Origin of the sequence: Prauserella isguenensis, from assembly GCF_014191605.1 — a bacterium.
Lineage (GTDB): Bacteria > Actinomycetota > Actinomycetes > Mycobacteriales > Pseudonocardiaceae > Prauserella > Prauserella isguenensis.
The window spans coordinates 563,632-589,130 of the sequence record NZ_JACHWU010000002.1 but is presented as its reverse complement, the minus strand read 5'-3'; the positions used below and the strand labels follow the sequence as shown (position 1 = coordinate 589,130).

Below are 25,499 nucleotides of genomic sequence, written 5' to 3'. Positions count from 1 at the left end.
CGATCGCCGGGGATAGCCTGCAGCCATGACGAAGGTTGCCGTGGTGACGGGTGCAGGAACAGGGATCGGCAGGCAGGTCGCGCGGGCGCTGCTCGACGACGGGTACGGCGTCGCGCTGGCGGGGCGCAGGCGGGACCCGCTGCTGGAGGCGGCCGGCGAGTCCGCCGGGGCGCTGGTCGTGCCCACCGACGTCACCGACGCGGAGTCGGTCGCGGCGTTGTTCGACGCGGTCCGCGAGCGGTGGGGCAGGCTGGACGTGCTGTTCAACAACGCGGGCACCACCGGCACGCGCGGTTCGGTGGACACGCTGCCGGTCGAGGACTGGAAGGCGATCGTCGACGTCAACCTGACCGGCATGTTCCTGTGCGCCCAGCAGGCCGTGCGCATGATGAAGGAGCAGGACCCGCGCGGCGGGCGCATCGTCAACAACGGTTCGATCTCGGCGCACACGCCGCGGCCGGAGACCGTCGCCTACGCCGCCACGAAGCACGCGCTGACGGGACTGACCAAGTCGATCGCGCTCGACGGCAGGCCTCACGACATCGCGTGCGGCCAGATCGACATCGGTAACGCCGCCACCGAGCTGACCAGCGGGTTCTCCGACGTCGGGATGCCGCAGGCCGACGGCAGTCTCAAGTCGGAGCCGACGTTCGACGCCGCCCACGTGGCCGACGCGGTGCTGACGATGGTCAACCTGCCACTGTCGGCGAACGTGCCGTTCCTGACGATCATGGCCAACGGCATGCCGTTCATCGGCCGCGGCTGAGCCCGGGGCGTCCGGCCGGCTCGGCTGCGACCGGACGCCGCAGCCGAGCCGCTCCGCCGTGAGCTGCACGAGGAGTGACGGCCGTCCGGGCGGAGGGACGGCGCTCCGCCCGGACGGCGAGCTCAGAGCCGCTCGAGGATCGTGGCCGTCGACATCGCGCCGCCCGCGCACATGGTCACCAGGGCGGTTCCGGCGTCGCGCCGTTCGAGTTCGTGCAACGCGGTGGTGAGCAGGCGCGATCCGGTGTTGCCGACCGGGTGGCCGAGGGCGATCGCGCCCCCGTTGACGTTGACCCGGTCCGGGTCCGGCTCGTGCACCTGCTGCCAGGACAGCACCACCGACGCGAACGCCTCGTTGACCTCGAACAGGTCCGGATCGTCGATCGTCATCCCCGCGCGGCCGAGGACACGTCGGGTCGCCTGGATCGGACCGTCGAGGTGGTAGTACGGCTCGGCGCCGACGAGTGCCTGGGCGCGGATGCGGGCGCGCGGGCGCAGGCCGAGCGCGCGGGCCCGCGCCGAGTCCATGATCAGTACGGCCGAGGAGCCGTCGGAGATCTGCGACGAGGTCCCCGCGGTGTGCAGTCCGTCGTCCAGCACCGGCTTGAGGCGGCCGAGCGCCTCCCTGCTGGTCTCACGCAGACCCTGGTCCCGGGTGACGAGCCGGTGCTCGCCCGTCGGCGCTCCGTCCTCGCCGAGCACCGGTGCCTTGACACCGACGACCTCGCGGTCGAACCGGCCCTCGGCCCAGGCGGCGGCGGCCTTTCGCTGGGAGGCGACGCCGAAGCCGTCGACGTCGTCACGGGAGAGGCCACGGCGGCGTGCGATGCGCTCGGCGGCGCCGTACTGGTCGGGCAGATCGACCGACCACGATTCGGGCCTGCGGTGTGTCGTGCCCGCGACGTTCGCTCCGAGGGGGACGCGACTCATGGCCTCGACCCCGCATGCCATGCCCACGTCGATAGCCCCGGTGGCGACGAGCCCCGCAACGAGGTGCGCCGCTTGCTGGGCGGAGCCGCACTGGGCGTCGATCGACGTGGCGCCGCACGTCTCGGGCAGGCCTGCGTGCAGCCAGGCGGTGCGCGCGACGTTGCCCGCCTGCTCGCCAGCCTGGGTGACCGTGCCGCTGATGACCTGTTCGACCTCGGCCGGGTCGATGCCGGCGCGGTCGAGGACCGCGGTCTGGGCGGCGCCCAGTAGTTCGGCGGCATGCACCCCGGCGAGGGCGCCGCCGCGCTTGCCGATCGGCGTTCGGACGGCTTCCACGATGACCGGATCGCCCACGTCGCACTCCTTCGTGTGTCGGTACCGCTCAAAAATAGAACATGTTCCTGTTTAGATCAATGCGACCACGAAAGCCTCGCCCGGAGCAGTCGGGCGGCGACGGTGGTGATCAGCCCGATCCTAATCGATTCAGTTAACGGGGTTCACTCAAACTCTTCACCGAGTTAACACCGTATGCTTCACTCGGCGGGTAGAACGAGTTCCATGACGCTGCTCGCGGAGGTCCGGCGCATGACGACGTCACTGTTGCCCGAAGGTTTCGACTTCACCGATCCCGATCTGCTCGCGCGGCGGCTGCCGCTCGACGAACTGGCGCTGCTGCGCCGCACCGCCCCCGTGTGGTGGAACGACCAGCCGCACAACGTTGCGGGCTTCGGCGACGACGGTTTCTGGGTGGTGACCCGCCTGGAAGACGTGAAAACCGTGTCGAAGGACAGCGAGCTGTTCTCCTCCAGCGAGAAGACCGCGATCGTCCGGTTCGACGAGAACATGGACGAGGACGGGCTCAACGCCAATCGTCTCGTGCTGCTCAACATGGACGCCCCGCAGCACACCAAGCTGCGCCGCATCGTGTCCAAGGGCTTCACGCCGCGCGCGATCAACAAGCTCGAGGCCGGACTGCGCGAACGTGCACGTCAGATCGTCGCCGACGCGAAGGAGAAGGGCTCCGGCGACTTCGTGCAGGACGTGGCCTGCGAGCTGCCGTTGCAGGCGATCGCCGATCTGATCGGCATTCCCCAGGAGGACCGGCTGAAGATCTTCGACTGGTCCAACCAGATGATCGGTTACGACGACCCCGAGTACGACGTGGATCCGCTGACCGCTTCGGCCGAACTGGTCAGCTACGCCTTCGCGATGGCCGAGGAGCGGCGGCAGAACCCCACCGACGACATCGTCACCAAGCTCGTCCAGGCCGACGTGGACGGTGAGTCGCTCGCCTCCGACGAGTTCGGCTTCTTCGTCATCCTGTTGGCCGTGGCGGGCAACGAGACCACACGCAACGCCATCACGCACGGCATGAAGGCGTTCCTCGACCACCCGGACCAGTGGGAGCTCTACAAGAGCAAGCGCCCGGACACGACCGCCGACGAGATCGTGCGTTGGGCGACACCTGTCGTGGCGTTCCAGCGCACGGCGACGGCCGACACCGAACTGGGTGGTCAGCACATCCGCAAGGGCGACCGCGTGGCGATGTTCTACAGCTCCGCCAACTTCGACCCCGAGGTGTTCGACGAGCCGGAGACGTTCGACATCATGCGCGACCCGAACCCGCACGTCGGCTTCGGCGGTACCGGGGCGCACTACTGCATCGGCGCGAACCTGGCCCGCCTCGAGATGAACCTGATCTTCAACGCGATCGCCGACGCCATGCCCGACATCCGCGAGGTGTCGACACCGGAACGCCTGCGCTCCGGCTGGCTCAACGGCATCAAGCACTACGAGGTCGCCTACGAGTAGCCACGGAAGTCGACCGCAACCGCGCCCCGGACCCCGCGCTGAACCACCGATGTGCGCGTGGGCCCGGGGCGCGAGTCGTGTTGCGGATTCCGGGGACCGTGTTGCGGCTCCGGGGGTCCGTGTTGCGCCTCCGAGGGACCGTGTTGCGGATTCCGGTGTGGGTCAGGGGCCCACCACGTCGTGCGTGTGGCTCCCGGCCGTCACACCTGGCCGGGAGTCACACGCCGGTGGTATCAGGTGGGTTTGACCGCGCCGACCAGCCACATGGAGAAGTACTGGGAACCGCCGCCGTAGGCGTGACCGAGCGCTGTGCGGGCGCCGTCGACCTGGTAGTCGCCCGCGCGGCCCATGACCTGTTTGGCCGCCTCGGAGAAGCGGAGCATGCCGGATGCGCCGATCGGGTTGGACGACAGCACCCCGCCGGAGGGGTTGACGGGGAGACGTCCGGTGAGCGCCGTCTCGCCCGCCTCCGTGAGCTTCCAGCCCTCTCCGTCGGCGGCGAAGCCGAGGTTCTCCAGCCACATGGGCTCGAACCAGGAGAACGGCACGTAGATCTCCGCGGTGTCCACCTGGGACAGTGGGTCGGTGATACCGGCCTGCCGCCACAGCTCGGTGGCGGCGTCCTTGCCCGCCTGCGGGTTCACCTGGTCCCGGCCTGCGAACGTGGTCGGTTCGGTGCGCATCGCCGTCGCGTGGATCCACGCCGGGGCGGGGGAGTCGTCACCGGCGCGTTCGTCGCCGATGACCATCGCGCACGCCCCGTCCGACGACGGGCACGTCTCGTCGTAGCGGATCGGATCCCACAGCATCTGCGAGGCGCGTACGGAGTCGACGGTGATGTCGGACTGGCGCAAGTGGGCGTGCGGGTTGAGCGCGCCGTTGCGCCGGTCCTTCGCCGCGACGACGGCGCCGACGTGCTCCGGGGCCCCCGACCGGCGCAGGTAGGACCGCACGTGCGGGGCGAAGTAGCCGCCCGCGCCTGCGCCCACGGGCATCGTGAACGGCACCCGGATGGACAGTGCCCACATCGCGTTGGACTCGGACTGCTTCTCGAACGCCACCGTCAGCACGCGGCGGTGCACACCGGACTGCACGAGACTCGCCGCCACGAGCGCGGTCGACCCGCCGACCGACCCCGCGGTGTGGACGCGCAACAGCGGTTTGCCGTTGGCGCCGAGAGCGTCGGCGAGGAACAGCTCCGGCATCATGACGCCTTCGAACAGGTCCGGCGCCTTGCCGACCACGACGGCGTCGATGTCGGACCAGCCCACGTCGGCATCCACCATCGCGCGGTCCACGGCTTCGCGCAGCAGGCCGGGCATCGACACGTCGGTGCGCTTGCTGCGGTGGTGCGTCTGCCCGGTGCCCAGGACCGCGGCGCGTTGCTTGGCCATGTGTCAGCCCCTCTCCAGGACGGTGACCAGGTTCTGTTGCAGTGCGGGGCCGCTGGTGGCGTGGCCGAGCGTGCGGGTGGCCTCGCCGTCGAGGATGCGCTGCGCGGCCTCGCCGATCCGGGCGAGGCCGGCCGAGAACATCGGATTGCCGGTGAGGGTGCCGCCGGACGGGTTGATCCGCACCGCGTCGCCGAGCCCGAGCTCGTCACGCACGATGAGCTCCTGGTGGGTGAACGGCGCATGGAGCTCGGCCACCTCGACGCCGTCGGTGCCGACGGCCTCACCCGCGAGTCGCGTCGACGGTGAGGTGGTCAGATCGCGGGCCCCGAGGGAGGGCGTGTCGATGCGGTGCTCGATGCCGCCGATCACGGCCGGCCGGTCGGCAAGGTCACGGGCCCGCTCGGCCGAGGCGAGCACGATGACCGCGGCGCCGTCGGTGACCGGGGCGATGTCGTGGCGGCGCAGCGGATCCGCCACGGGATCGGCGTCGAGCAGGGCCGCCACGTCGGTCTCGCCGCCGAACTGTGCGCGGGGGTTGCCGGTGGCGTCCCGCCTGCTACGGGCGGCCACTTCGGCCAGGTCCTTCTCCGTCCACCGCCCGGATTCGAGGCCGAGCCGCGCCTGCAACGCGGCGATGCTCACCGAGTCCGGCCACAGCGGTGCGACCGTGTAGGGGTCGAGCTGCAACGACAGCACCCGCCGCAGGTCACCCGCCGAGGACTTGCCGAAGCCGTACACGAGCGCGGTGTCGACCTCGCCCATGCGGATCTTCAGCCACGCCTCGTAGAGCGCCCAGGCGGCGTCCATCTCCACGTGCGACTCGTGGATCGGGGGGAACGCCCCGATCGCGTCGACCGCCGAGATGAACGAGAACGCCCGCCCGGCGAGGTAGTCCGAGGAGCCGGAACACCAGAATCCGATGTCGGCCTTGGACAGTCCGGTGCGGGTGTAGACCTCGTCGAAGATCGGCACGAGCATCTCGACGCCGTTGGTGGTGCCGTGGGTCCGTCGCACGTTGGGTGCCTGCGCGAACGCGACCACCGCGACTTCCGTCATCGTCGGCCTCTCTACAGGTGGTGGGCGTACGACGCGTACGGCGCGTCGGCCTCGCCCGTGGGTTCGAAGTGCGCGATGTTCTCGAGCGTCGTCGACCACTCGTCGCGCGGTTTCCAGGCGGCGCGCACGCGCATGCCCATGCGCACCTCGGAGACCTCGCAGCCGAGCACGAGGTGCAGAAACGGGATGTCGGCGCCGTCGAGCAGGATGTAGGCGCCGACGTACGGGGGCTTGATGCGCTGTCCGAGGAACGGCACGTTGACGATGCAGAACGTCGTCACGATCCCGGTGTCGGGCAGCTCGACCTCGTCGGTCGTCGGCACCCCGCAGGTGGGGCAGGCGCCGCGCGGTGGGATGTAGACCTTGCCGCATGCGGGGCAGCGCTGGCCCAGCAGACGGCCGTCGGCGAGGGCCCTGAGGTAGCGGCTCTCCTCGAGCGAGGCCGAATGCGTGTAGTTCAGGTGCACCGGGGTGATGACGGTGTCGACCGATGCCGTGTCGTCGCCGGTTCCGGGCTCCGGGGACGTGGCCGCAGGGGGAGCGGGCGCGGTCGGTGCCGCGTCGGCGGGCGGATCGGTCACCGGGACGAAGTAGGCGATGTCGCGGATGTGCCCGACCGGCTCGTCGGCCCAGCGGATCCGCACGCGCTGTCCCGAGCGGACGGACGTGGGTTCGCCGCCGGTGTCGACGGCGTGCAGCAGGGCGGTGTCGGCGCCGTCGAGCCGGATGAGCGCCCAGGCGAACGGCCGTTGCACCGGCTGTCCGGGCAGCGGGTCGGCCGTCCACGACCAGGACACGACCGTGCCCTCGGCGGCGACGTCGACCAGCTCGTCGAGCGGTTCGGCGGTTCCCGGGTCGTACTCGACCGGGGGCACGTGGACCCGGCCGTCTGAGCCGCGGACGCCGAGCACGCGGCGCTGCGCGAGCGCGGTCATGAACCGTCCCAGTACGGGGCCGACCGAACGGGTGTAGTCGAAGCCGATGTCGAGCGGTGCGGACAACGGCTGCTCTGGCATCTCGGCTGGTTCGGATTCGACAGCAGTCACGCACGAAAGTGAAACATGTTCTCGATATATCCGGCAACCCGGCCCCGAGTTGGATCCGACAGGGTTGCCCAAATGTGGAACGAGTTCTAGATTCCCGGATATGACGTCGACGAATGCTGCGCCCCCCGCGACCGATCGCCCTGCCGAGACCGTCGGACTGTGGAACATTGCCGCCGAACGGCCCGAGCTGACCGCCGCCGTCGACCCCGACGGCACCGAGGTCAGCTACGGTCAGCTCGCGGCGAAGGCGAACACGTACGCGCGGGGACTGCAGGCGCTCGGCCTGGAGACCGGGGACGCCCTCGTCGTGCTGCAGCCGAACGGCGTCGAGCTCGTCGCCGCCTACTTCGCGGCGATCCAGTCCGGGCTGTACGTCGTGATGGCGAACTGGCACCTGACCGGACCCGAGGTGGCCTACCTGATCACCGACTCCGGGGCGAAGGCGTTGCTGGTGCACGAGCGGTTCGCCGGCACCGCGGTCGCCGCCGCCGACGAGGCGGGTCTCGACGCGCGCGGCAGGTTCGCCGTCGGTTCGGTCGACGGATTCCGCCGCATCGAGGAGCTCGGCGCGGGCGAGGGGGACGGCAGGCCGCCGCGGCGCACGGCCGGGTCGCCGATGCTCTACACCTCCGGCACGACCGGCAAGCCGAAGGGCGTGCGGCGGCCGTTGACCGGCGCCGACCCGGACGAGGTGTCACCGGCCAACCGCGGCTTCTTCGCGATCTTCGGCATCGCACCGTTCGACGGGCACGTCCACCTGTGCGGGTCGCCGCTGTATCACACCGCGGTCCTCAACTTCGTCGCGATCTCCATCCAGCTCGGGCATCCGGCGGTGCTGATGGACCGCTGGGATCCGGAGGAGATGTTGCGGCTCATCGAGCGTCATCGCGTGACGCACAGCCACATGGTGCCCACGCAGTTCCGCAGGCTGCTGGCCCTGCCGGACGAGACCCGGCTGCGCTACGACGTGTCGTCGCTGCGCGTGATGATCCACGGCGCCGCCCCGTGTCCGGACGAGATCAAACGGCGGATGCTCGACTGGTGGGGACCGGTCGTGACCGAGTACTACGCCGCGACCGAGGGCGGCGGCACCGTCATCAGCGGCGGCGAATGGTTGCGCAAACCCGGCTCGGTGGGCAGGCCGTGGCCGAACTCCACGGTGAGGATCCTCGACGACGACGGCAACGAACTGCCCGCGGGAGAGACCGGTTCGGTGTACCTGCAGATGGGCGGTTCGCGGTTCGAGTACCACAACGACAGGGAGAAGACCGAGCGCGCGAAAGTGGGCGAACTGTTCACGCTCGGCGACATCGGCCACCTCGACGAGGACGGCTACCTGTACCTGCACGACCGCAAGAGCGACATGATCATTTCCGGTGGGGTGAACATCTATCCCGCCGAGATCGAAGGCGAGCTGGCCGTGCATCCCAAGGTCGCCGACGTCGCCGTGTTCGGCGTGCCGCACGACGACTGGGGTGAGGAGATCAAGGCCGTCGTACAGCCCGCCGAGGGCGTCGACGGCTCGGCCGAGCTGACCGAGGAACTGCTCGACTACGCCCGCGGCCGGCTGGCGAAGTTCAAGCTGCCCAGGAGCATCGACTACCGCGACAGCCTGCCGCGCGACCCCAACGGCAAGCTGTACAAGCGCCGCCTGCGGGACCCCTACTGGGAAGGCCGCGACCGCGCCATCTGAGTGGTGCGTCATGGGCACCTGGTTGCTCCCGCGCGCAGGAGTCCGCTGCCGTGAGCGTGACCGCTGGGCCTTCCGGCCGACCGTGGTTCTAGTCGGGCAGCGTGTACGCGTCGCTGAGGGCGGGGTAGTAGTCGGTGCCCCAATCCTGGTCGACGGGGGTGTGGGCGATGACGGCGCCGAGTCGGTCGAGGTAGTAGTGCCAGCCCGGGCCGACGCCGGTGGCGTCGTAGGGCTCGGCGAGGCGTTGGACGAAGACCAGGGTGGTGGATCCGTCGGTGTTCGCGGTCAGCGAGAGCTGTAGGCGCCAGGTGTCCTCGGGGCTGGGCAGGTCGACGACCAGCTGTGTTGGTTCCTCGCACTCCACGATGATGACGGTCTGCGGGCCGGCATCGTTCTCGAATCCCGTGCGCAGCTCCACCGTCCCGGCCGCGGGATCGCCGCTCCAGGTGCCGAACCAGCGGCCCAGTCGCTCGGAGTCGGTGAGCGCCGACCACACGTCGGCAGGGTCGGTGTCGTAGGTACGTACGAACTCCAGTCGTATCCCGTGTTCGTCGCGCAGCACCCGGCCGAGCGGGGTGGTGGCGGTCATGTCGTCCTCCTGTCTCGGTGGCCGCGGCGGGTGCCCGCTGTGCGGACGCGGGTGAACCCGTTGTCACGCAGCACCTTGAGATGCTGCGACACACCCGGCTGTGAGAACCGCCGTCGTCGTCAAGGGCACGTCGGCGTGCCGCGTCGGCACCCCTCGCCGCAGGCGAGGGGTGCCGTGCCTTTCGGCCTCAGCGGGCGCGGAAGTTCGGGGTGCGTTTCTCGGCGAAGGCGCGCGGGCCTTCCTTGGCGTCCTCGCTGGCGAACACGCCGACGCCGTACTGGGACTCCAGCTTGAAGGCCTCCTCCTCGTGCATCCCCTCAGTGTCGCGCATCGTGCGGAGGATGGCCTGCACGGCGAGCGGGCCGTTCGCGGCGATCACCTCGGCGATCTCCAGAGCCGTGTCCAGGGCGTTGCCGTCGGGGACGAGGCGGCCCACCAGGCCGATGTCGCGCGCCTCGGCCGCGGTGATGTGCCTGCCGGTCAGCAGGATCTCCGCGGCGACCGTGTAGGGGATCTGCCGCGGCAGGCGCACCGCCGAGCCGCCGAGGGGGAACAGTCCCCAGCGCGCCTCGGAGACGCCGAACGTCGCGCTCTCGCCCGCGACCCGGATGTCGGTTCCCTGAAGGATCTCGGTACCGCCCGCGATCGCGGGACCTTCGACTGCGGCGATGAGCGGTTTGGTCAACCGGCGGCCTTTGAGTAGGCCGTCCATGCGGCTCGGGTCGAATGTGCCCTTGTCGAACGCGTCCGAGGGGCGGTTGCTGTTCATCGCCTTCAGATCCGCGCCCGCGCAGAACGTCTCGCCCGCACCGGTCAGCACGCAGCTGCGGATCTCGGTGTCCTCGTCGACCCGGTCCCAGGCCTCGGTCATGATCGCGAGCATGTCGGCCGTGAGCGCGTTGCGCGCCTCCGGCCGGTTCATCGTCACCACGAGGGTGTGGCCGCGTTGTTCCACCAGAGCGTGCGCGTCGGTCATGTGGGTCCTTTCGCCCGTCGGATGTGCTGCCGGTGGTGCGCGGTCGTCGCGGGCATCGCCGGCGGTCCGACTCGTCGGCCGTCCGGGGTTCCGGGATCGGTTCCGCGGAACTCCACCATTGCCGTGAACGATAACATGTTCTAGTTTGTTCGTCGTGGCCTTCAACATCGCAGACCTGCTGGAGCACGCCGTCGACGTCGCGGGCGATCGCACCGCGGTCGTCTGTGGTGACCGGAGCCTGACCTACACCGAACTGGACGAGCGGGCCAACCGGCTCGCGCACCACCTGGCGTCCGTCGGGGTCGGCAAGGGTGATCACATCGGCGTGTACTCCCGAAACTCCCTGGAAATGATCGAGACGATGTTCGCGGCGTACAAGCTCCGCGCCATCGCGATCAACGTCAACTACCGCTACGTCGAGGCCGAGCTGAGCTACCTGCTCGACAACGGCGACGTCGTCGCGCTGATGTACGAGCGGCAGTATTCCGACCGTGTCGCGGCGGTGCTGCCGTCGCTACCGGACCTGAAACACGTTTTCGTCGTCGACGACGGTAGCGACGCCGAGGCGGTGCCCGGCGCCGTCCGGTACGAGGACGCGATGGCGGGCGGTTCGCCGGAGCGCGACTTCCCGGAGCGCAGTGGCGACGACCTCTACATCCTCTACACCGGCGGCACCACCGGGTATCCGAAGGGCGTCATGTGGCGCCACGAGGACGTCTTCCGCGCGCTGGGCGGCGGGATCGACTTCCTCACCGGGGAGTACGTACCCGACGAGTGGGCACTGGCCGAACAGGGTCGCGACGGCGCGATGGTGCGCCTGCCCGCGGCACCGTTGATCCACGGCGCGGCGCAGTGGGCTGCCTTCGGTGCGCTTTTCGAGTGCGGCACGGTCGTGTTCGTGCCGCAGTTCGACGCCGACGAGGTCTGGCGCGCCATCGAACGGCACCGGGTCAACGTGCTCACGATCGTCGGCGACGCCATGGGACGGCCGCTGCTCGACGCCTACCGGGCCGGCTCGTACGACGCCTCGTCGATCGTCGCCGTCTCGAGTCACGCGGCGCTGTTCTCCCAGTCGGTCAAGCAGGAGTACCTCGCCGAGTTCCCGAACCTCGTGCTGACCGACGCGATCGGTTCGTCGGAGAGCGGCTTCACCGGCATCGGCATGATGGGCCGCGACGACGACCACTCGGCGGGCCCTCGGGTGAACTTCGGCAAGGACGCCGTGCTGCTCGACGACGACGGCGGGATCGTGGCGGCCGAACCGGGTGCGGTCGGCCGGATCGGCAGGCGCGGGCACGTCCCACTCGGCTACTACAAGGACCGGGCCAAGAGCGACACGATCTTCGTCGAGGCCGGGGGAGCGCGCTACGTCGTGCCCGGCGACTATGCCCGTTACGAGGAGGACGGCACTGTCACGCTGCTCGGCCGCGGGTCGCAGTGCGTCAACACCGGCGGGGAGAAGGTGTTTCCCGAGGAGGTCGAGGGTGCGCTCAAATCGCACCCCGACGTGTTCGACGCGCTCGTCATCGGCGTGCCGGACGAGCGCATGGGCCAGCGTGTCGGCGCGCTCGTCGAACCGCGGCCGGGAGCGCAGCTCGACCTGACCGCGATCGAGGAGCACGTTCGCGGTGCGGTCGCGGGGTACAAGGTGCCGCGCAGCATCTGGCTCGTGTCGCAGGTCGAGCGGCTCCCGAGTGGCAAGCCCGACTATCCGTGGGCCCAGCGACACGCCGCCGCCCACGCGCCCGACACCGAGAAGACGGCCGCCTGAACCGGCTGCAGGTCGGCGCCGAAGTCCGGCCGGACCCAGCGTAGGAGGATCATCGATGCGCACGTCCCTGTGCGACACCCTCGGCATCGACGTGCCGATCATCGGCTTCACCCCGTCCGAGCACGTCGCGGCGGCGATCAGCCGTGCGGGCGGGCTCGGAGTGCTCGGCTGTGTGCGATTCAACGACGCCGACGAGCTCGACAAGGTGCTCGGGTGGATGGACGCCAACACCGACGGCAAACCGTACGGCGTCGACGTCGTGATGCCGGCGAAGGTGCCCGACGAGGTCAAGGGCATCGATCCCGAGACGCTGATCCCGGAGGAGCACCGGGAGTTCGTCGACCGCACGCTCGCGCAGCTGGGTGTGCCGGAACTGCCCGAGGGCCAGGGCCGCGACGGCGTGCTGGGCTGGCTGCACTCGGTGGCCCGTTCGCACGTCGAGGTGGCCCTCGAACATCCGATCGCGCTGATCGCCAACGCGCTCGGTTCGCCGCCGCCGGACGTCATCGCGCAGGCCCACTCCCGCGGTGTGCCGGTGGCGGCGCTCGCGGGCAAGGCCGAGCACGCGGTGCGCCACGTCGACAACGGCGTGGACTTCGTCGTGGCGCAGGGTCACGAAGCGGGTGGGCACACCGGTGAGATCGCGTCGATGGTGCTGTTGCCGGAGATCGTCGACGCGGTGGGCGATCGGGCCCCGGTGCTGGCTGCGGGCGGTATCGGTTCGGGCAGGCAGGCCGCGGCGGCGCTCGCGCTCGGTGCGGCCGGGGTGTGGACCGGGTCGATCTGGCTGGGCACCCGCGAGTATCTCGAGACGATGCCGTCGTCGGAGCCGATGCAGCAGGCACTGCTGGCGGCCACGTCGGCCGACACGGTGCGGACGCGGATCTACACCGGCAAACCGGCGCGGCTGCTGAAGACGCGGTGGACGGAGGCGTGGTCGCAGCCGGACGCCCCGCACCCGCTGCCGATGCCGTTGCAGAACCTGCTCGTGGCGCCGGCGCACAACCGGATCCACGCCTCGACCGACCCGTCGGTCGTGTCGATGCCCGTCGGCCAGATCGTGGGCCGGATGAACGAGGTGCGCCCGGTCGCGGACATCGTCGCGGAGCTGACGGCCGGCTTCTCCGCCGCCGTCGGCAAGCTCACCGCGATCGACGACGCCTGAGGAGGTAACTCCCGATCATCGGTGCACCGGTTCGCGCCGGATCCACTCTTTGCCCTCGGCCGCAATGCCTTCCAGGAGTCGCAAGGTGTGGACGAAACCGGAGGCATCGAGGTTCATTTCGGCGATCCGGTCCGGGTCCTCGCCCTCCCGGAGGTCGTCGTCCACCACGGTATCGGCGACACGGATCGGCCTCGGATCACCGTTCATGAGTGACAGTTGGAGTTGATGGCTCCCATTCGTCGCGCGTTCGACATAGATGGAAGAGACGGCGTCGAAGCGGAAATTGTGCCTCGACTGGGCTCCGAATCGGATCCCTTTGAAGTCGAGCTCGGTGGTGACCTCGCGAACGCCGTCCTTGGTCAGCAGAAAGATGTGGACTTCGTAGCGTGTGTATCGCCACGGCCCGTTCCTGATACGAGCTCGGTGTCGCTTGTCGGGTGGTGACAGGAGAGTGGCGTCCCGGATCACGTCTTTCCACGACAGTCGATAGGTCTTGAGGATTTGGTCGAGCAATAGGGTGAGGTCGTATTCCAGCCAGCTTTGCATCTCCGTTTCGCTTGGAAGTGCATCGTCGATCTTCTGCTTCCATTCTTCCAGCCATCGTTCACGCTGTGCGATCTCCTCGTCGTACTCGACGCGGTCATCGAACGCCCGGCGACGCTCGAGAACGATGTGGTCCCACCGGAGCATGCTGACTGCTCCCGCTGTCGCGGCGATCAGCACGGCTATTGTTGTGCGGAGAGGAGATAGCGAGGACAGCTGCACGACGGTCGTGATCCATCCTGCTGCCGCCGAGAGAACGCCGAGTACGCACCACCGTTTGATGGCTGTCGGTGTTCGGTAACGCTCGTGGTAAGCATGCAATTTCCGGTCTTCGTAGCGGCTCTGGACCTCCTTTGCGAGATCGCGGATGAGCCAGCGCACATTGCTGCAACCCACCTTTTGTTCTCTGTATATCTCTACGATCTCGTCGCGAAGAAACGCCTTGAAGCCGGCGACCTCCTTGAGGTAGACGTGTTCATCGACACCCTCGGGTGCATACCTGCGGAAGTACCTGTCGAAGTAGAACGTCACGTCTCCGGCGAATCCGCTGTCCGAACGCCGCTTGAACGGGTCGAATGTGTACTGCCGATCCTTGCCGGCGACGCGTCGACTTCGATAGTGCCAGTCGACCCCGCAGCGAACACCCACAAACGTGCTGCCGACGGCGAGGAGAAAGATCGCCGCCATCAGCAGGTTGGTTGTCGATACAGTCAACCAGCCGATGTAGGTCGCGGAGACGGTGAAGACGGCGAGCCAGACCCGGGCGCGAACGAGATCATCTAGGGTCGTGGCGTCCGGCCGTGGCGTTCGAGCTCGGGCGTTTGCCGGCTTTGCGCAGAAGTACGCCCAGACGCGACTGCGGCGGTCGTTCTCGATCCGGCGGTTGCGGGCGTCCTGGTGGCGAGCTGCCCACAGGCGTTCTCGTGACTCACCGTCCAAGACGTGTCGAAGGTGGTCGTCGATGAGCCTCTTCTGGATAGGGCCCAGCTCGTTGATTTGTCCAACGAGGTGTTCTCCTCCGGTTTCGCCGTTGCGGTGTCGTCTGGCCAGCTCGCACACCAGGCTCAGTGCTGGCTTCCATCGTTGATCGTCGTACCAATTTAGAAACCTGGTAAGGCCGAGGAGTTCCTGTTCTTCGTGCTCTTTGAGGTCCCGGAAAGAACGGTTACTGAGGAGGGCGATTGCCAGGTAGAATCTGGCTTCGGTCGTGTCACGCTTGGCCCTCGCGTCGTGTAGATACTCGATGGCTTTCGTTCGTGCCCGCGTGTCGAGCATGGTGATTGCTTCGCGGAGTAGGTCTTCGTAAGAGGCCCCTCCGTCGAGGTGATAGTGAGTGGAAGTATGGACGACGCTGTCGATGAGAACGCTGTTGTTGACGGAGGCGCTTCCCTCTCGGACCTCGGCGACGTGTTCACCCGTGGGTTCCTCGTTCTCCTCGCTGGTCATGGCAGCGCCTCCGCGGCGGTGATCAGTGTGGCGACCTTTGCCGCGAAATCCGTGACACCCATGACCACCCCGTAGAGTCGCCTGAGGGCAAGCACGAAGGACTTCTTCGTCGAGTCCGGATCGGTCAGCGTCGCGCTCGCCGTGTCGAGTTCGGTCTGGGCGGCATGCGCCGTTTCGGCGTCGAGTTCGTTGCGGGCTCTGAGTTGCTCGAGCTCGGTGCGAAGGTCCATCAGCTCGCGGCGAAGGTCGGTGGGCGCGTCGACGTCGCGGTCCGTGTTCTGTGCCGCGACGACGGAGTTCGTCACGGTGCTGCCTTGGATGGCGACCGATCCGCCGTCGACCTTCTGGACGTACCGGGGCCCGGGATCGTGCTGTCGGGACATGGGTGAATGCTCCTCTTCTGCGGCCCGTTCGCGGGCGAGTCGGATGGCGAACGCCGCAGCGTGGTCTGCCGCTCGGGGCTGCCACACGGCGTCGGCTGCTGTTGTCTTGGTGCCGTCGGCGTGGTCGCTGATGCCGCGGATGACCGCGACCGGTGCGCCGTTGAGTTGCCCGGCCTGAGCGACACCGGCTCCCTCCATCTCGACGGCACGCGCATCATTGAAGTGTTCGCGGAGCCAGACCGCCTCGCGTGATGTGCCGGAGTTCTGCACGACCTCACCGGCTGCGATCGGCGCGAAGTGCACGGCCGGCGTCCGGTCCGTCTCCTGGATTCCGGTCGCCCAACCGCCGCTGCGGCCCAGCTCCTGAGCCAGCTGACTGAGCCCGTGGTCGAGCTGCCATGCCTCCGGGCGTGCCTTGAGACCGTCGTCCTCGCTGGTACCGCCGTGGTAGCCGTAGACCTTCGACGCAACCACGACATCGCCGAGCGGCGTGTTCAACAGCCCGCCCGCCACGCCGACGAACAGGACGGCGAGAGGGTCGAACTCGGTGAGTGCTCGTTCCGCCATGACGGCCGCCCGATGGTTCCCCTTGTCGGCCAATCCGAGAGCGACCTGGTGAGGGGTGTCCGGAATGGTCCCCAGTTCGAACCGGGTTCCCTTCTCGTGACGGTGCTTGCGCAAATGGGAAAGGTGGCGTCGGACCGCGCGGTATTCGGAATTGAGCGCGGTGAGTACGACGATCGTGTGAGTGGTCATCGCTGCCCCTCGGGTTCGGCGGTACCGCCAGGTCGCGGGATGGGTGGATGAAGCGAGGTCGCCGGTCCGGCGGTGAAGAGTCGAGCCGGACGTCCCTTCGTGACGCGACGTTCAGCGTCGACGGGCCGTATGAAATCCGGAACCTTCTGTACTTTCCGGTAGAAGTTGCGTGGGTCGAGGTCGACTCCCCATACGGCCTCGTACACCTGCTGAAGGTCGGAGATCGTGAAGGTCGGTTCACAGAACGCCGTCGCGAGCGGGGTGTGCTCCAGCTTCGAGCGAGCCCGTTCGATTCCGTCGGCGATGATGACGTCGTGGTCGAAGGCGAGGGGGAGTTCGCCCGAGGTGATCGCGTCGACTGGCCGCCACGCGGCGCCTGCGGCGTCGGTACCGGCCGTGGGCTCTGGCAGGTGAGGGGCGATCGCCAAATATGCCACGGAGACAACGCGGCCACGGGGATCCCGGTCCGCTGCACCGTAGGTGCCCAGCTGTTCGAGGTGCAGTCGTGCGGCATCGAGGTCTGCTTCCTCGTCGAGCTCACGATGAGCAGCCGCCAGCAGGTCCTCACTGTCGTTGTTGAGGAATCCTCCCGGTAACGCCGCACGACCCCGGTACGGGTCGATGCCACGTTCGACGAGCAGGACCTGTAGCTGCGAGTGCCGCAAGGTGAAGATCACCAGGTCCACGGCGAGCAGGACGGGTGGAGGAGACCAGTTCTCGTCGGACATGGCTCGAACCATATCTTTTTGTCTACCTGACAGAAAGGTCCGACCGGGTGACGACATCCGGCTCCGGCGTGCGCCCGTCGGTGGGGGTGGTACGGCGCCGGTGCTCCTGGCGCCGGTTGATCAGGGGTAGCTGCTCACCGCGATCGACGACGCCTGACCGCGTAGGCGAGCGCTCCCACCGCCAGCACGGCGAGTCCACTCAGGACGGACGCCGTCGGCAGGTTCGCGGCCAACAACAGGCATCCCGCGAGCCCGGCGACGGGGACGAACCTGCGGCCGAGTGTGAACGCACTCGCGTTGGCGACGGCGTAGTAGACGAGCACGGCCAGCGACGAGAACCCGATGGCCTCCCGCAGGTCGACGGTCGCCGCCAGGGCCGCCACGACGACGCCGACGGCGACCTCGGCCCGGTGTGGCACGCCGAAACGCGGATGCACCGCGGTGAGACCGTGGGGCAGGTGCCGGTCGCGGGCCATGGCGAGAACCGTCCTCGACACGCCGAGCAGCAGCGCGAGCAGCGCGCCCAGTGCTGCGAGCACGGCACCGATACGCACGACGGGGACGAGGCCGGTCAACCCGGTCGCGGCGACCGCCTCGGCCACCGGGTCCTCGGCGGCCGCGATCCCGTCGGGGCCGAGCGTGGCGAGCAGGGCGAACGCGACGACCGCGTACACCACGAGTACGAGTCCGAGCGCCCACGCGACGGCGCGCGGGATCGTCCGTGACGGGTCCCGGACCTCCTCGCCGAGCGTGGCCACCCGTGCGTACCCGGCGAAGGCGAAGAACAGCAGCCCGGCCGCCTCCAGCACGCCCCGCGGCCCGGTGCCCACGCTCGGATCGAGTCCGCTCGCCTGCGGATTCCCCGCGGCGAGTGCGGCGACGACCGCAGTGGCGAGGGCCAGCAGACTGATCGTCACCAGCACCGCGGCGGCACGGGTGGACCGGTGCACCCCGCGGTAGTCGAGCGTCGTGATCGCCGCGACCACCGCCACGGCCAGCACCCCGCGCCACGGCTGGCCGAGCCCGGGTGCCGCGTACGCGACCACCGTCAGCGCCATCGCCGCGCAACTGGCCGTCTTGCCGACGACGAACCCCCACCCGGCGAGATACCCCCAGAACGGGCCGAGGCGCTCCCGGCCGTAGACGTACGTTCCGCCGGACTCCGGGTACCGCGCGGCGAGGCGGGCCGACGCCGTGGCGTTGCAGTAGGCCACGAACGCCGCCAGCAACAGCGCGACGGGCAACGCCCCGCCCGCGGCCGCCGCGGCCGGGGCGAACGCCGTGTACACGCCCGCGCCGACCATGGCGCTCAGGCCCACGACCACGGCTTGCGGAGTGCCCAGTCTGCGCGCGAGTCGATCCGTCATCGGGTGCAACCTACCGGGGGCCCGGTTACGTCCAGACGAACATGAGATGGAAACAGACGATCCTCGGCGCGGTGGCCGGCGTGCTGGTGTTGTCGGCCTGCGGCCAGGCGCCCGCCGAACAGGACGCGGGCGGAGGCCCGTCGGAATCGGCGTCGGAGCAGTTCAAGAAACAGCCCGCCGAGCACGAGGCGAAGAACGGCCCGGTGCCCGACCCACAGCTCAACGCGCGCGGCCTGCCGGAAGGCTTCCCGCGGGAGGCGTCGGCCCGTGACACCGAACTGACCATCACCGCACAGGAGGGCGGCTGCGGCGAGGCAAGTGCCGAAGTGACCGACCAGAGCGCCGACACCGTGGCCGTCCTGCTCGTCGAAACCGAACCGGCGGGCAAGATGATGTGCACGATGGACATGCGGTACCCGCCGGTGAGCGTGGAACTCGACCAGCCGCTGGGGGAGCGCACGCTGGTGCTCGAGCACACGAAACGCAAGGAGTGAAGGCTACCGGCGAGTAGGTTCAGGCTAGGGTGACCGCATGACACGACAGGTCAGCGTCACCCGCAGGATCCCCGCGAGTGCTCCGGAGATCTTCGCGCTGCTCACGGACCCGGACAAGCATACGATCCTGGACGGCTCCGGCACCGTGCGCGGCGCGCGCGGCGGCAACCCGGAACGGCTCGAACTCGGCTCCCGGTTCGCGATGGACATGAAACTGGGCGCGAAGTACCGCATCACGAACAAGGTCGTCGAGTTCGAGCAGGACCGCCTCATCGCCTGGCGACACTTCTACGGACACCGCTGGCGGTGGGAACTCGTCCCCGGTGACAACGGCACCACCGACGTCACCGAGACGTTCGACTGGGCACCGGCACGGATCCCGTTCGTGTTCGACCGGTCTCCCGTCCCGCGTAAGAACGAGGCCGCCATCCGCAAGAGTCTCGAACGACTGGCGGCGCACTTCGGCGAACGGTGACGTTCGAGCGGTGAGTCTCCGGTGGTCTCCCGGCCGCATCGGGGCGCGGCCGGGAGACCACCGGAGCCACGGGACGTCCCCGCCTCGGGCGTGGCCCCGCGCGCGTGCTCAGTGAAACGAGATCTGCAGCACCGGTTCGGAGGTCTCGGCGAAGAAGTCCCCGCCCTTGTCGTCCATGACGATGAACGCCGGGAAGTCCTCGACCTCGATCTTCCAGACCGCCTCCATGCCGAGCTCCGGGTATTCCAGCACCTCGACGCTGGTGATGCAGTCCTGGGCGAGCCGTGCCGCGGGGCCGCCGATCGAGCCCAAGTAGAAGCCGCCGTGCTGCTGGCACGACTCGGCGACCTGCTTCGACCGATTGCCCTTCGCCAGCATCACCATCGAGCCGCCCGCGGCCTGGAACTGGCTGACGTACGAGTCCATGCGCCCGGCGGTGGTCGGCCCGAACGAGCCGGAGGCGTAGCCGTCCGGCGTCTTGGCCGGGCCCGCGTAGTACACCGGGTGGTCGCGCAGGTACTGCGGCATCTCCTCGCCGGCGTCGAGCCGTTCGGCGATCTTGGAGTGCGCGATGTCGCGTGCCACGACCAGCGGCCCGGTCAGGCTCAGCCGCGTTTTGACCGGCAGCTGCGAAAGCTGCTCGCGGATCTCGTCCATGGGCCGGTTCAGGTCCACCGGCACGACCTCGTCGGACAAGTCCTCGTCGGTGACGTCGGGCAGGAACCGTGCCGGATCGCGTTCCAGCTGTTCGATGAACACGCCGTCGGCGGTGATCTTGGCTTTGGCCTGGCGGTCGGCCGAGCAGGACACCGCGATGCCCACCGGGCACGACGCGCCGTGCCGGGGCAGGCGGATGACGCGCACGTCGTGGCAGAAGTACTTGCCGCCGAACTGCGCGCCGATGCCGAACTGCCGCGTCATCTCCAGGACCTGCTCCTCGAGGTCGGTGTCGCGGAAGCCGTGGCCGAGCGGCGATCCCTCGGTCGGCAGCGTGTCGAGGTCGCGGGCCGAGGCCAGCTTGGCCACCTTGAGGTTGTACTCGGCCGACATGCCGCCCACGACGATCGCGAGGTGGTACGGCGGGCAGGCCGCGGTGCCGAGCCCGCGCAGCTTCTCGTCCAGGAACTTGGCCAGTCGCTTCGGGTTCAGGACGGCCTTCGTCTCCTGGTAGAGGAACGTCTTGTTGGCGCTGCCGCCGCCCTTGGCCATGAACAGGAACTCGTACGACGGGTCGGTTCCCTCGGCGGGATCGGTGCCGTCCTTGTGGTACAGCTCGATCTGGGCCGGCAGGTTCGTGCCGGTGTTGCGCTCCTCCCAGAAGTTCACCGGCGCCATCTGCGAGTACCGCAGGTTGAGGTCGCGGTAGGCCTCGAAGATGCCGCGCGCGATGGCCTCCTCGTCGGAGCCGCCGGTGAGGACGCCCTCGGTGCGCTTGCCGATCGTGATCGCGGTGCCCGTGTCCTGGCACATCGGCAGGACACCGCCGGCGGAGATCGCGGCGTTGCGGAGCAGGTCCATGGCGACGAACCGGTCGTTGCCGCTGGCCTCCGGGTCGTCGACGATGGACCGCAGCTGCTGCAGGTGCGACGTACGGAGCAGGTGCTGGATGTCGGTGATCGCCGTCCGCGCCAGTGTCGTCAGCGCCTCCTGCGACACCTCGAGGAACCTGCGCCCGGCCGCCTCGACGACCTCGACGCCGTCGGACGTGACGAGGCGGTACTCGGTCTCGGTGTCCTTACCCTTGGGGAGAACGTCGGTGTACTCGAACTGGGGAGTGGAAGAGGTCACGGTAGCTGCTCGCCTCGCACGCGGTCGGTAAGGGACGGTTCACGAAACGAGCCGACAGTACAACGGCGGCGGGTCCGGGTGGATCGGCCGGGCGCGGCAGGCGATGCAGATCACGGCACGCCGAGCGGACCACCGGTCACGGGGCACGTACCGGGGGTGGACACGATGAAGGCCGGGCCCCACCCCGAGGGACCCGGCCTTCGACGGACAGCCGGCACGCTCCGTGGAACGCGTGCCGCGTTGCCCTAACCCCACTAGGTAGACGTCCGGTTGGCCGAAAGGTTGCGCGTTTTCGCCCACCGAATTTGTTCGTACCAGCCGTGATCTGGGTTACATCGGGGCAGCGCGGCGTTCCAGGTACGCGTTCCCGGTGCGCACAGCGCCGGCGGCACCTACGGGAAGGCCTCAGCTGGCGTAGGCGCGGAGTTTGTCGGCCCGCTCGCCCTGCCGCAGCTTGGTCATGACCTCGCGCTCGATCTGCCGGACCCGCTCCCGGGAGAGGCCGAAGTGGCGGCCGATCTGGTCGAGCGTGCGGGGCTGGCCGTCGTCGAGGCCGTAGCGCATGCGGATGACGTTCTGCTCCCGGTCGTCGAGCGTGCCCAGGACCCGCCGCATGTCGTCGTGCAGCAGTCCCGAGATGACGCTCGTCTCGGCGTCGGCCGCCTCCGCGTCCTCGACGAAGTCGCCCAGCGGGGCGTCCTCCTCGTTGCCCACCGGCATGTCGAGGCTCACCGGGTCGCGCGCGTGGTCGAGCAGGGTGGAGACCTTCTCCACCGGGATGCCCGATTCCTCGGCGAGCTCCTCGTTGGTGGCCTCCCTGCCGTGCTTCTGGTGCAGGTCCCGCTTGATGCGGGCGAGCTTGTTGACCTGCTCGACCAGGTGGACGGGCAGCCGGATGGTGCGGCCCTGGTCGGCCATGCCACGCGTGATGGCCTGGCGGATCCACCAGGTGGCGTAGGTGGAGAACTTGAAGCCCTTCGCGTAGTCGAACTTCTCGACCGCACGGATGAGCCCGAGGTTGCCCTCCTGGATGAGGTCGAGCAGCGGCATGCCGCGGCCCGTGTAGCGCTTGGCCAGCGACACGACCAGCCGCAGGTTCGCCTGCAGCAGGTGGTTCTTCGCGCGGCGGCCGTCGCGGGCGACCAGCCGCAGCTCCCATGCGCGTTCGTCGGCGAGGTCCTCGGCGGAGTCCAGCAGGTGCTGGGCGTACACGCCCGCCTCGATGCGCTTGGCCAGGGCGACCTCTTCGGAGGCGCTGAGCAGCGCCGTCTTGCCGATGCCGTTGAGGTACACGCGGACGAGGTCGGCCGCGGGGCCCTGGGCGTCGAGATCCTCGAGTTGCAGCGCGGCGCGTGCCGTCGGCTCGGCGGGCTCCGGTATCGACGCCAGTGCGCTCCCCGCGCCCGTGGTGTCGGTGTCGGCGGTCTCGTCGCCGACGGTCCCTGAGCCGACGGTGGCCGGTTCGACCGCACCGACCGTGGGCGTCGGGACGTCGGCCGCAGTGTCGCGGTCGCGGATGTCCCGGGCCTCGCGTTCGAGAGTCTGGACGGTCATTCTGCCTCCCCGGATGGCGGGCTCACGTGCGGTGCGATGCGGCGGGCGCCCGCCGCCTGTGTGTTGCCGCGCGGTGTTCCCCGGAAAAGTCGATCAGGCCCGGGGATCCGTTACGCACCGGCCGGCTTCGTGGCCGGTTACCTCGAACAACGTCAACCCACGCGAAATCGTTCCCGGGGTTTTCCGGTGCTGTGCAACGCCTCACGTTCGGGTTTGGGCGCTGCCGAAGGGAGGTGGGGAGCGGCGGGTGTCAGACCTCGACGAGCACCGTGAACGGACCGTCGTTGACGCTGTGGACCTGCATCATCGCGCCGAATCGGCCGGTTTCCACGCGTGCGCCCCGATCCCGCAGCGCTGCGACGACCGCGCCCACGAGCGGCTCGGCCTGTTCCGGGCGGGCCGCGGCCGTCCACGATGGACGCCGACCTTTGCGGGTGTCGCCGTAGAGGGTGAATTGGCTGACGACGAGAAGGGGAGCATCGGCGGTCGCACACGACTCCTCGTCGCGGAGCAGTCGCATTTCGTGCAGTTTTCGCGCCATCGTGTCTGCTTTGTCGGACGTATCGTCGGCGTGAATTCCGAGCAATACCAACAAACCCGGTTTGTCGAGCGTTCCGACGACCTCGTCGCCCACGGTCACCGTCGCCTCGGTGACCCTCGTCACGACCGCCTTCATCGCGCCGCCTTCATCGCGCCGCCTTTATCGCGTCCGGCCGCGCCGGCCGGCTGCACACCCGCGGGAGCCGTCTCGGGAACGCCACCCGCCGGTTCGAGCATGCCGTGCCGGACGAGTTCGCGGACCAGCGGGGTCGCGGCCTCGCGCAGCTGCGTCACGTCCTCCCCGTGCGCCGCGGCCAGCAGGTCGAGCAGGTCCTCCAGCGGCAGCAGCCCCCGGCAGCCGCCGAGCAGCGCCGTGACGAGCTCGTCGACCTCGTGCTGCCAGCCGGGACCGTCGAGCCGGTGCAGCCGCCGGACCGACGGCTCCCAGCCTTCGTCCGACGGCGCGTCGATCCGTTCGAGCACGACGCTGTCCGGCACCCGGAACGGCGTGGCCAGCAACGCAGTGTCGTCGCGGGACCGCAGCCATTCCACGCGGTCCAGCCAGACGGCCGCCTCGGCGCCCAGCGGATCGTCGTAGGCCTGCCGCAGGTCTTCGCACACGATCGTCGGCTCGCCTGCGGTCTTGCGGAGCGTGACGAACCCGAATCCGATGCCCCGCACGTCGTGGGCGGCGAACCAGTCGAGCCACGCCTCGGCCTTCGCCAGGCCCTCGGGCGACCTCGGGTCGATGCCCTCGTCGCGCAGCCACGTGCCGACGTACAGTGCCGGATCGGCCACGTCGCGTTGCACGAACCATGCGTCGGTGCCGTGCGGCAGCCACCGGGTCACCCGGTCCGACCAGTCCTCGTCACCGACGTGCAGCCAGGACGCGAGCAGCTGCCCCACCCCGCCGTCGGTCAGCAGCGACGGCAGCTGCCGGACGACCAGGGCGCTCGCGTCGTCGCCGCCCAGGCCGGAGTCACGGTAGGTGTAGTCGACCCGCGGCGGGCCGACGACGAACGGTGGGTTGCACACGATCTGGTCGAACCGGCGGCGTGCCACCGGGCTGAACCACTCGCCCTGCACGAGTTCCACGTCGAGCTCGTTGAGCAGGAACGTCGCGCGGGCGAGCGCGAGCGCCCGCACGGAGACGTCCGTGGCGGTCACGTGCTCGGCGTGCGTGCTGGCGTGCAGCGCCTGCACCCCGTTGCCGGTGCCGAGGTCGAGCAGCGACCGGACCGGCCTGCGGCTCGTCGCCCGTACCAGGCTCAGCGACGCGTGCCCGACGCCGAGCACGTGTTCCCTGTCGACCGGGCGGCCCAGCTGGTCGGAGTCCAGGTCCGCGACCACCCACCACGAGGTCTCGCCGTCGCTGTGGGGCCGGATGTCCAGGCCGGCTCGGAAGCCGTCGCCGTCCGGCCGCAGGAGGCCCGCGGCGACGGCGTCGGCGACCGGCAGGGGAGCGAAGGCCGCGGAGACCGCCTCGCCGGGCTCGCTGCGACCGAGCAGGAACAGCCGGATCAGTGTGCCGAGCTGGCCGGCGTCGGCGCTCGCCCGCAATGCGGGCAGCGGTTCACCGCGGCCCAGTGCGGAGTGCGCCGCCGCGCCCAGGGCCCCGGTGACGCCGTCGGCGTCGTACCGGCAGCGGAGCAGCGCCTCGCGCAGCCGGGCGCAGACGTCGGGCGTGAGTGCGGGAACGGTCTCGGAGGATTCGCCACTGTTCACGGTGCGTCATCGTCGCACGGCTCGCGTGCGTGAGCCCGCGTGTGGTCGCCACCGGCGGGCTTGGGATCCCACCGCCGCCGCTCGCGCCCCGCCTGTCGTAGCCCGGGCCGCGGTGGGAGCATGGACCGGTGGAGGTGAGGCCGGTGGAGGAACGCGACAGGTCCGGCGACCCGGTCCTGATCACCGAGGCGGCGCCCTCCCACGACGACGAGCTCGCTGCCCGCAAACGCAAATACGTCCTCACGATGGGGATGCGCTTCCCCTGCCTGGTGTTGGCGGGCGTCTTCTACCAGACGTGGTGGCTCGCGGTGGCGCTGCTCGTGCTGTCGATTCCGCTCCCGTGGATCGCCGTGCTGGTCGCGAACGACCGGCCACCCCGCAAGACCGAAGAGGTCAACCGCTATCAGCGGCAGCACCGCCGGCTGGAGGCGACGCCGCACCAGGTGATCGACGTCGCCGGACCGCAGGGCGCGCCCGCCGAGGAAACGGCAGCGCAGGAAACG

The 25,499-nt window shown here is 69.3% G+C and carries 21 protein-coding genes and 2 pseudogenes; 8 read left to right on the top strand and 15 right to left on the bottom strand.

Annotated elements, in window-relative coordinates; genetic code table 11:
* The first annotated feature begins 25 nt into the window (after positions 1 to 25).
* The gene (locus tag FHS23_RS11225; protein WP_183652768.1) at positions 26 to 766 is read left to right on the top strand and encodes an SDR family oxidoreductase; all 741 of its coding nucleotides are present in this window, start codon (positions 26 to 28) and stop codon (positions 764 to 766) included.
* 122 nt (positions 767 to 888) lie between these two features.
* On the opposite strand, the gene FHS23_RS11220 is transcribed toward FHS23_RS11225, so the two are convergent.
* Positions 889 to 2,049 (bottom strand): steroid 3-ketoacyl-CoA thiolase, encoded by a 1,161-nt coding sequence (locus FHS23_RS11220; RefSeq protein ID WP_183652764.1) that lies wholly within the window; start codon positions 2,047 to 2,049, stop codon positions 889 to 891.
* Between the two features lie 231 nt (positions 2,050 to 2,280).
* On the opposite strand from FHS23_RS11220, the gene FHS23_RS11215 reads away from it, so the two are divergent.
* Positions 2,281 to 3,507 carry a cytochrome P450 gene (locus FHS23_RS11215; RefSeq protein WP_183653845.1) on the top strand — a complete coding sequence of 409 codons (1,227 nt, stop codon included), beginning with the start codon at positions 2,281 to 2,283 and terminating at the stop codon, positions 3,505 to 3,507.
* Between the two features lie 233 nt (positions 3,508 to 3,740).
* On the opposite strand, the gene FHS23_RS11210 is transcribed toward FHS23_RS11215, so the two are convergent.
* The 3 genes from FHS23_RS11210 to FHS23_RS11200 are packed head-to-tail and all read right to left on the bottom strand — an operon-like array spanning position 3,741 to position 6,973.
* A complete protein-coding gene (locus FHS23_RS11210) occupies positions 3,741 to 4,901 on the bottom strand; it encodes a thiolase domain-containing protein (protein WP_183652751.1) in 1,161 nt (386 codons plus the stop codon).
* A gap of 3 nt (positions 4,902 to 4,904) precedes the next feature.
* Positions 4,905 to 5,957, bottom strand: a complete 1,053-nt coding sequence (locus FHS23_RS11205; RefSeq protein ID WP_183652747.1) for a thiolase domain-containing protein — start codon at positions 5,955 to 5,957, stop codon at positions 4,905 to 4,907.
* Between the two features lie 11 nt (positions 5,958 to 5,968).
* Positions 5,969 to 6,973 (bottom strand): Zn-ribbon domain-containing OB-fold protein, encoded by a 1,005-nt coding sequence (locus FHS23_RS11200; RefSeq protein ID WP_183653842.1) that lies wholly within the window; start codon positions 6,971 to 6,973, stop codon positions 5,969 to 5,971.
* Between the two features lie 130 nt (positions 6,974 to 7,103).
* Here FHS23_RS11200 and FHS23_RS11195 point away from each other — a divergent pair, with 130 nt between their 5' ends.
* On the top strand, positions 7,104 to 8,696 hold the full coding sequence (locus tag FHS23_RS11195) for an acyl-CoA synthetase (RefSeq protein ID WP_183652744.1): 1,593 nt from the start codon (positions 7,104 to 7,106) through the stop codon (positions 8,694 to 8,696).
* A gap of 88 nt (positions 8,697 to 8,784) precedes the next feature.
* Here FHS23_RS11195 and FHS23_RS11190 read toward each other — a convergent pair whose 3' ends face one another.
* The 3 genes and pseudogenes from FHS23_RS11190 to FHS23_RS11180 form a co-directional block, all read right to left on the bottom strand.
* On the bottom strand, positions 8,785 to 9,285 hold the full coding sequence (locus tag FHS23_RS11190) for an SRPBCC domain-containing protein (RefSeq protein ID WP_183652741.1): 501 nt from the start codon (positions 9,283 to 9,285) through the stop codon (positions 8,785 to 8,787).
* Positions 9,286 to 9,308: 23 nt separating this feature from the next.
* A pseudogene (locus FHS23_RS23185) lies at positions 9,309 to 9,389 on the bottom strand (transcriptional regulator); the annotation flags it as partial.
* Positions 9,390 to 9,472: 83 nt separating this feature from the next.
* Positions 9,473 to 10,261 (bottom strand): crotonase/enoyl-CoA hydratase family protein, encoded by a 789-nt coding sequence (locus tag FHS23_RS11180; protein ID WP_183652735.1) that lies wholly within the window; start codon positions 10,259 to 10,261, stop codon positions 9,473 to 9,475.
* 154 nt (positions 10,262 to 10,415) lie between these two features.
* Between FHS23_RS11180 and FHS23_RS11175 the strand changes: the two genes are divergently transcribed.
* The gene (locus FHS23_RS11175) at positions 10,416 to 12,032 is read left to right on the top strand and encodes an AMP-binding protein (RefSeq protein ID WP_183652732.1); all 1,617 of its coding nucleotides are present in this window, start codon (positions 10,416 to 10,418) and stop codon (positions 12,030 to 12,032) included.
* Positions 12,033 to 12,087: 55 nt separating this feature from the next.
* On the top strand, positions 12,088 to 13,197 hold the full coding sequence (locus tag FHS23_RS11170; protein WP_183652730.1) for an NAD(P)H-dependent flavin oxidoreductase: 1,110 nt from the start codon (positions 12,088 to 12,090) through the stop codon (positions 13,195 to 13,197).
* A gap of 15 nt (positions 13,198 to 13,212) precedes the next feature.
* On the opposite strand, the gene FHS23_RS11165 is transcribed toward FHS23_RS11170, so the two are convergent.
* From FHS23_RS11165 to FHS23_RS11150, 4 genes are all read right to left on the bottom strand, one after another.
* Entirely contained in the window at positions 13,213 to 15,186 is a 1,974-nt protein-coding gene (locus FHS23_RS11165; protein ID WP_183652728.1) for a hypothetical protein, read from the bottom strand.
* The gene (locus FHS23_RS11160) at positions 15,183 to 16,325 is read right to left on the bottom strand and encodes a 5'-methylthioadenosine/S-adenosylhomocysteine nucleosidase family protein (RefSeq protein ID WP_183652726.1); all 1,143 of its coding nucleotides are present in this window, start codon (positions 16,323 to 16,325) and stop codon (positions 15,183 to 15,185) included. Before FHS23_RS11160 ends, FHS23_RS11165 begins: the two co-directional genes overlap by 4 nt.
* Positions 16,322 to 17,053, bottom strand: coding sequence for an NUDIX hydrolase (locus FHS23_RS11155; protein ID WP_183652724.1), 732 nt, complete (start codon positions 17,051 to 17,053; stop codon positions 16,322 to 16,324). The genes FHS23_RS11160 and FHS23_RS11155 overlap by 4 nt, the downstream gene beginning before the upstream one ends.
* A gap of 134 nt (positions 17,054 to 17,187) precedes the next feature.
* A complete protein-coding gene (locus FHS23_RS11150) occupies positions 17,188 to 18,420 on the bottom strand; it encodes an APC family permease (protein ID WP_183652722.1) in 1,233 nt (410 codons plus the stop codon).
* A 41-nt stretch (positions 18,421 to 18,461) separates the two neighbouring features.
* Between FHS23_RS11150 and FHS23_RS11145 the strand changes: the two genes are divergently transcribed.
* Both FHS23_RS11145 and FHS23_RS11140 read left to right on the top strand, forming a co-directional pair.
* The gene (locus FHS23_RS11145; protein WP_183652719.1) at positions 18,462 to 18,914 is read left to right on the top strand and encodes a hypothetical protein; all 453 of its coding nucleotides are present in this window, start codon (positions 18,462 to 18,464) and stop codon (positions 18,912 to 18,914) included.
* 37 nt (positions 18,915 to 18,951) lie between these two features.
* Positions 18,952 to 19,389: an SRPBCC family protein gene (locus tag FHS23_RS11140; RefSeq protein WP_183652716.1), complete on the top strand. Its 438-nt coding sequence runs from the start codon at positions 18,952 to 18,954 to the stop codon at positions 19,387 to 19,389.
* A 108-nt stretch (positions 19,390 to 19,497) separates the two neighbouring features.
* Here the strand turns inward: FHS23_RS11140 and FHS23_RS11135 are convergent, their stop codons facing one another.
* The 4 genes from FHS23_RS11135 to FHS23_RS11120 all read right to left on the bottom strand — a co-directional run bounded on the left by FHS23_RS11135 (position 19,498) and on the right by FHS23_RS11120 (position 24,996).
* Complete coding sequence (locus FHS23_RS11135) at positions 19,498 to 21,177, bottom strand: FumA C-terminus/TtdB family hydratase beta subunit (RefSeq protein WP_183652713.1); 1,680 nt, start codon at positions 21,175 to 21,177, stop codon at positions 19,498 to 19,500.
* Between the two features lie 405 nt (positions 21,178 to 21,582).
* A complete protein-coding gene (locus tag FHS23_RS11130) occupies positions 21,583 to 22,731 on the bottom strand; it encodes a sigma-70 family RNA polymerase sigma factor (RefSeq protein WP_246381932.1) in 1,149 nt (382 codons plus the stop codon).
* 250 nt (positions 22,732 to 22,981) lie between these two features.
* Entirely contained in the window at positions 22,982 to 23,407 is a 426-nt protein-coding gene (gene dtd / locus FHS23_RS11125; RefSeq protein WP_183652710.1) for a D-aminoacyl-tRNA deacylase, read from the bottom strand.
* A complete protein-coding gene (locus tag FHS23_RS11120; protein ID WP_183652707.1) occupies positions 23,404 to 24,996 on the bottom strand; it encodes a DUF7782 domain-containing protein in 1,593 nt (530 codons plus the stop codon). Before FHS23_RS11120 ends, dtd begins: the two co-directional genes overlap by 4 nt.
* 143 nt (positions 24,997 to 25,139) lie before the next feature.
* On the opposite strand from FHS23_RS11120, the pseudogene FHS23_RS23180 reads away from it, so the two are divergent.
* Positions 25,140 to 25,448, top strand: a pseudogene (locus FHS23_RS23180) (DUF3099 domain-containing protein); the annotation flags it as partial.
* Positions 25,449 to 25,499: the final 51 nt, after the last annotated feature.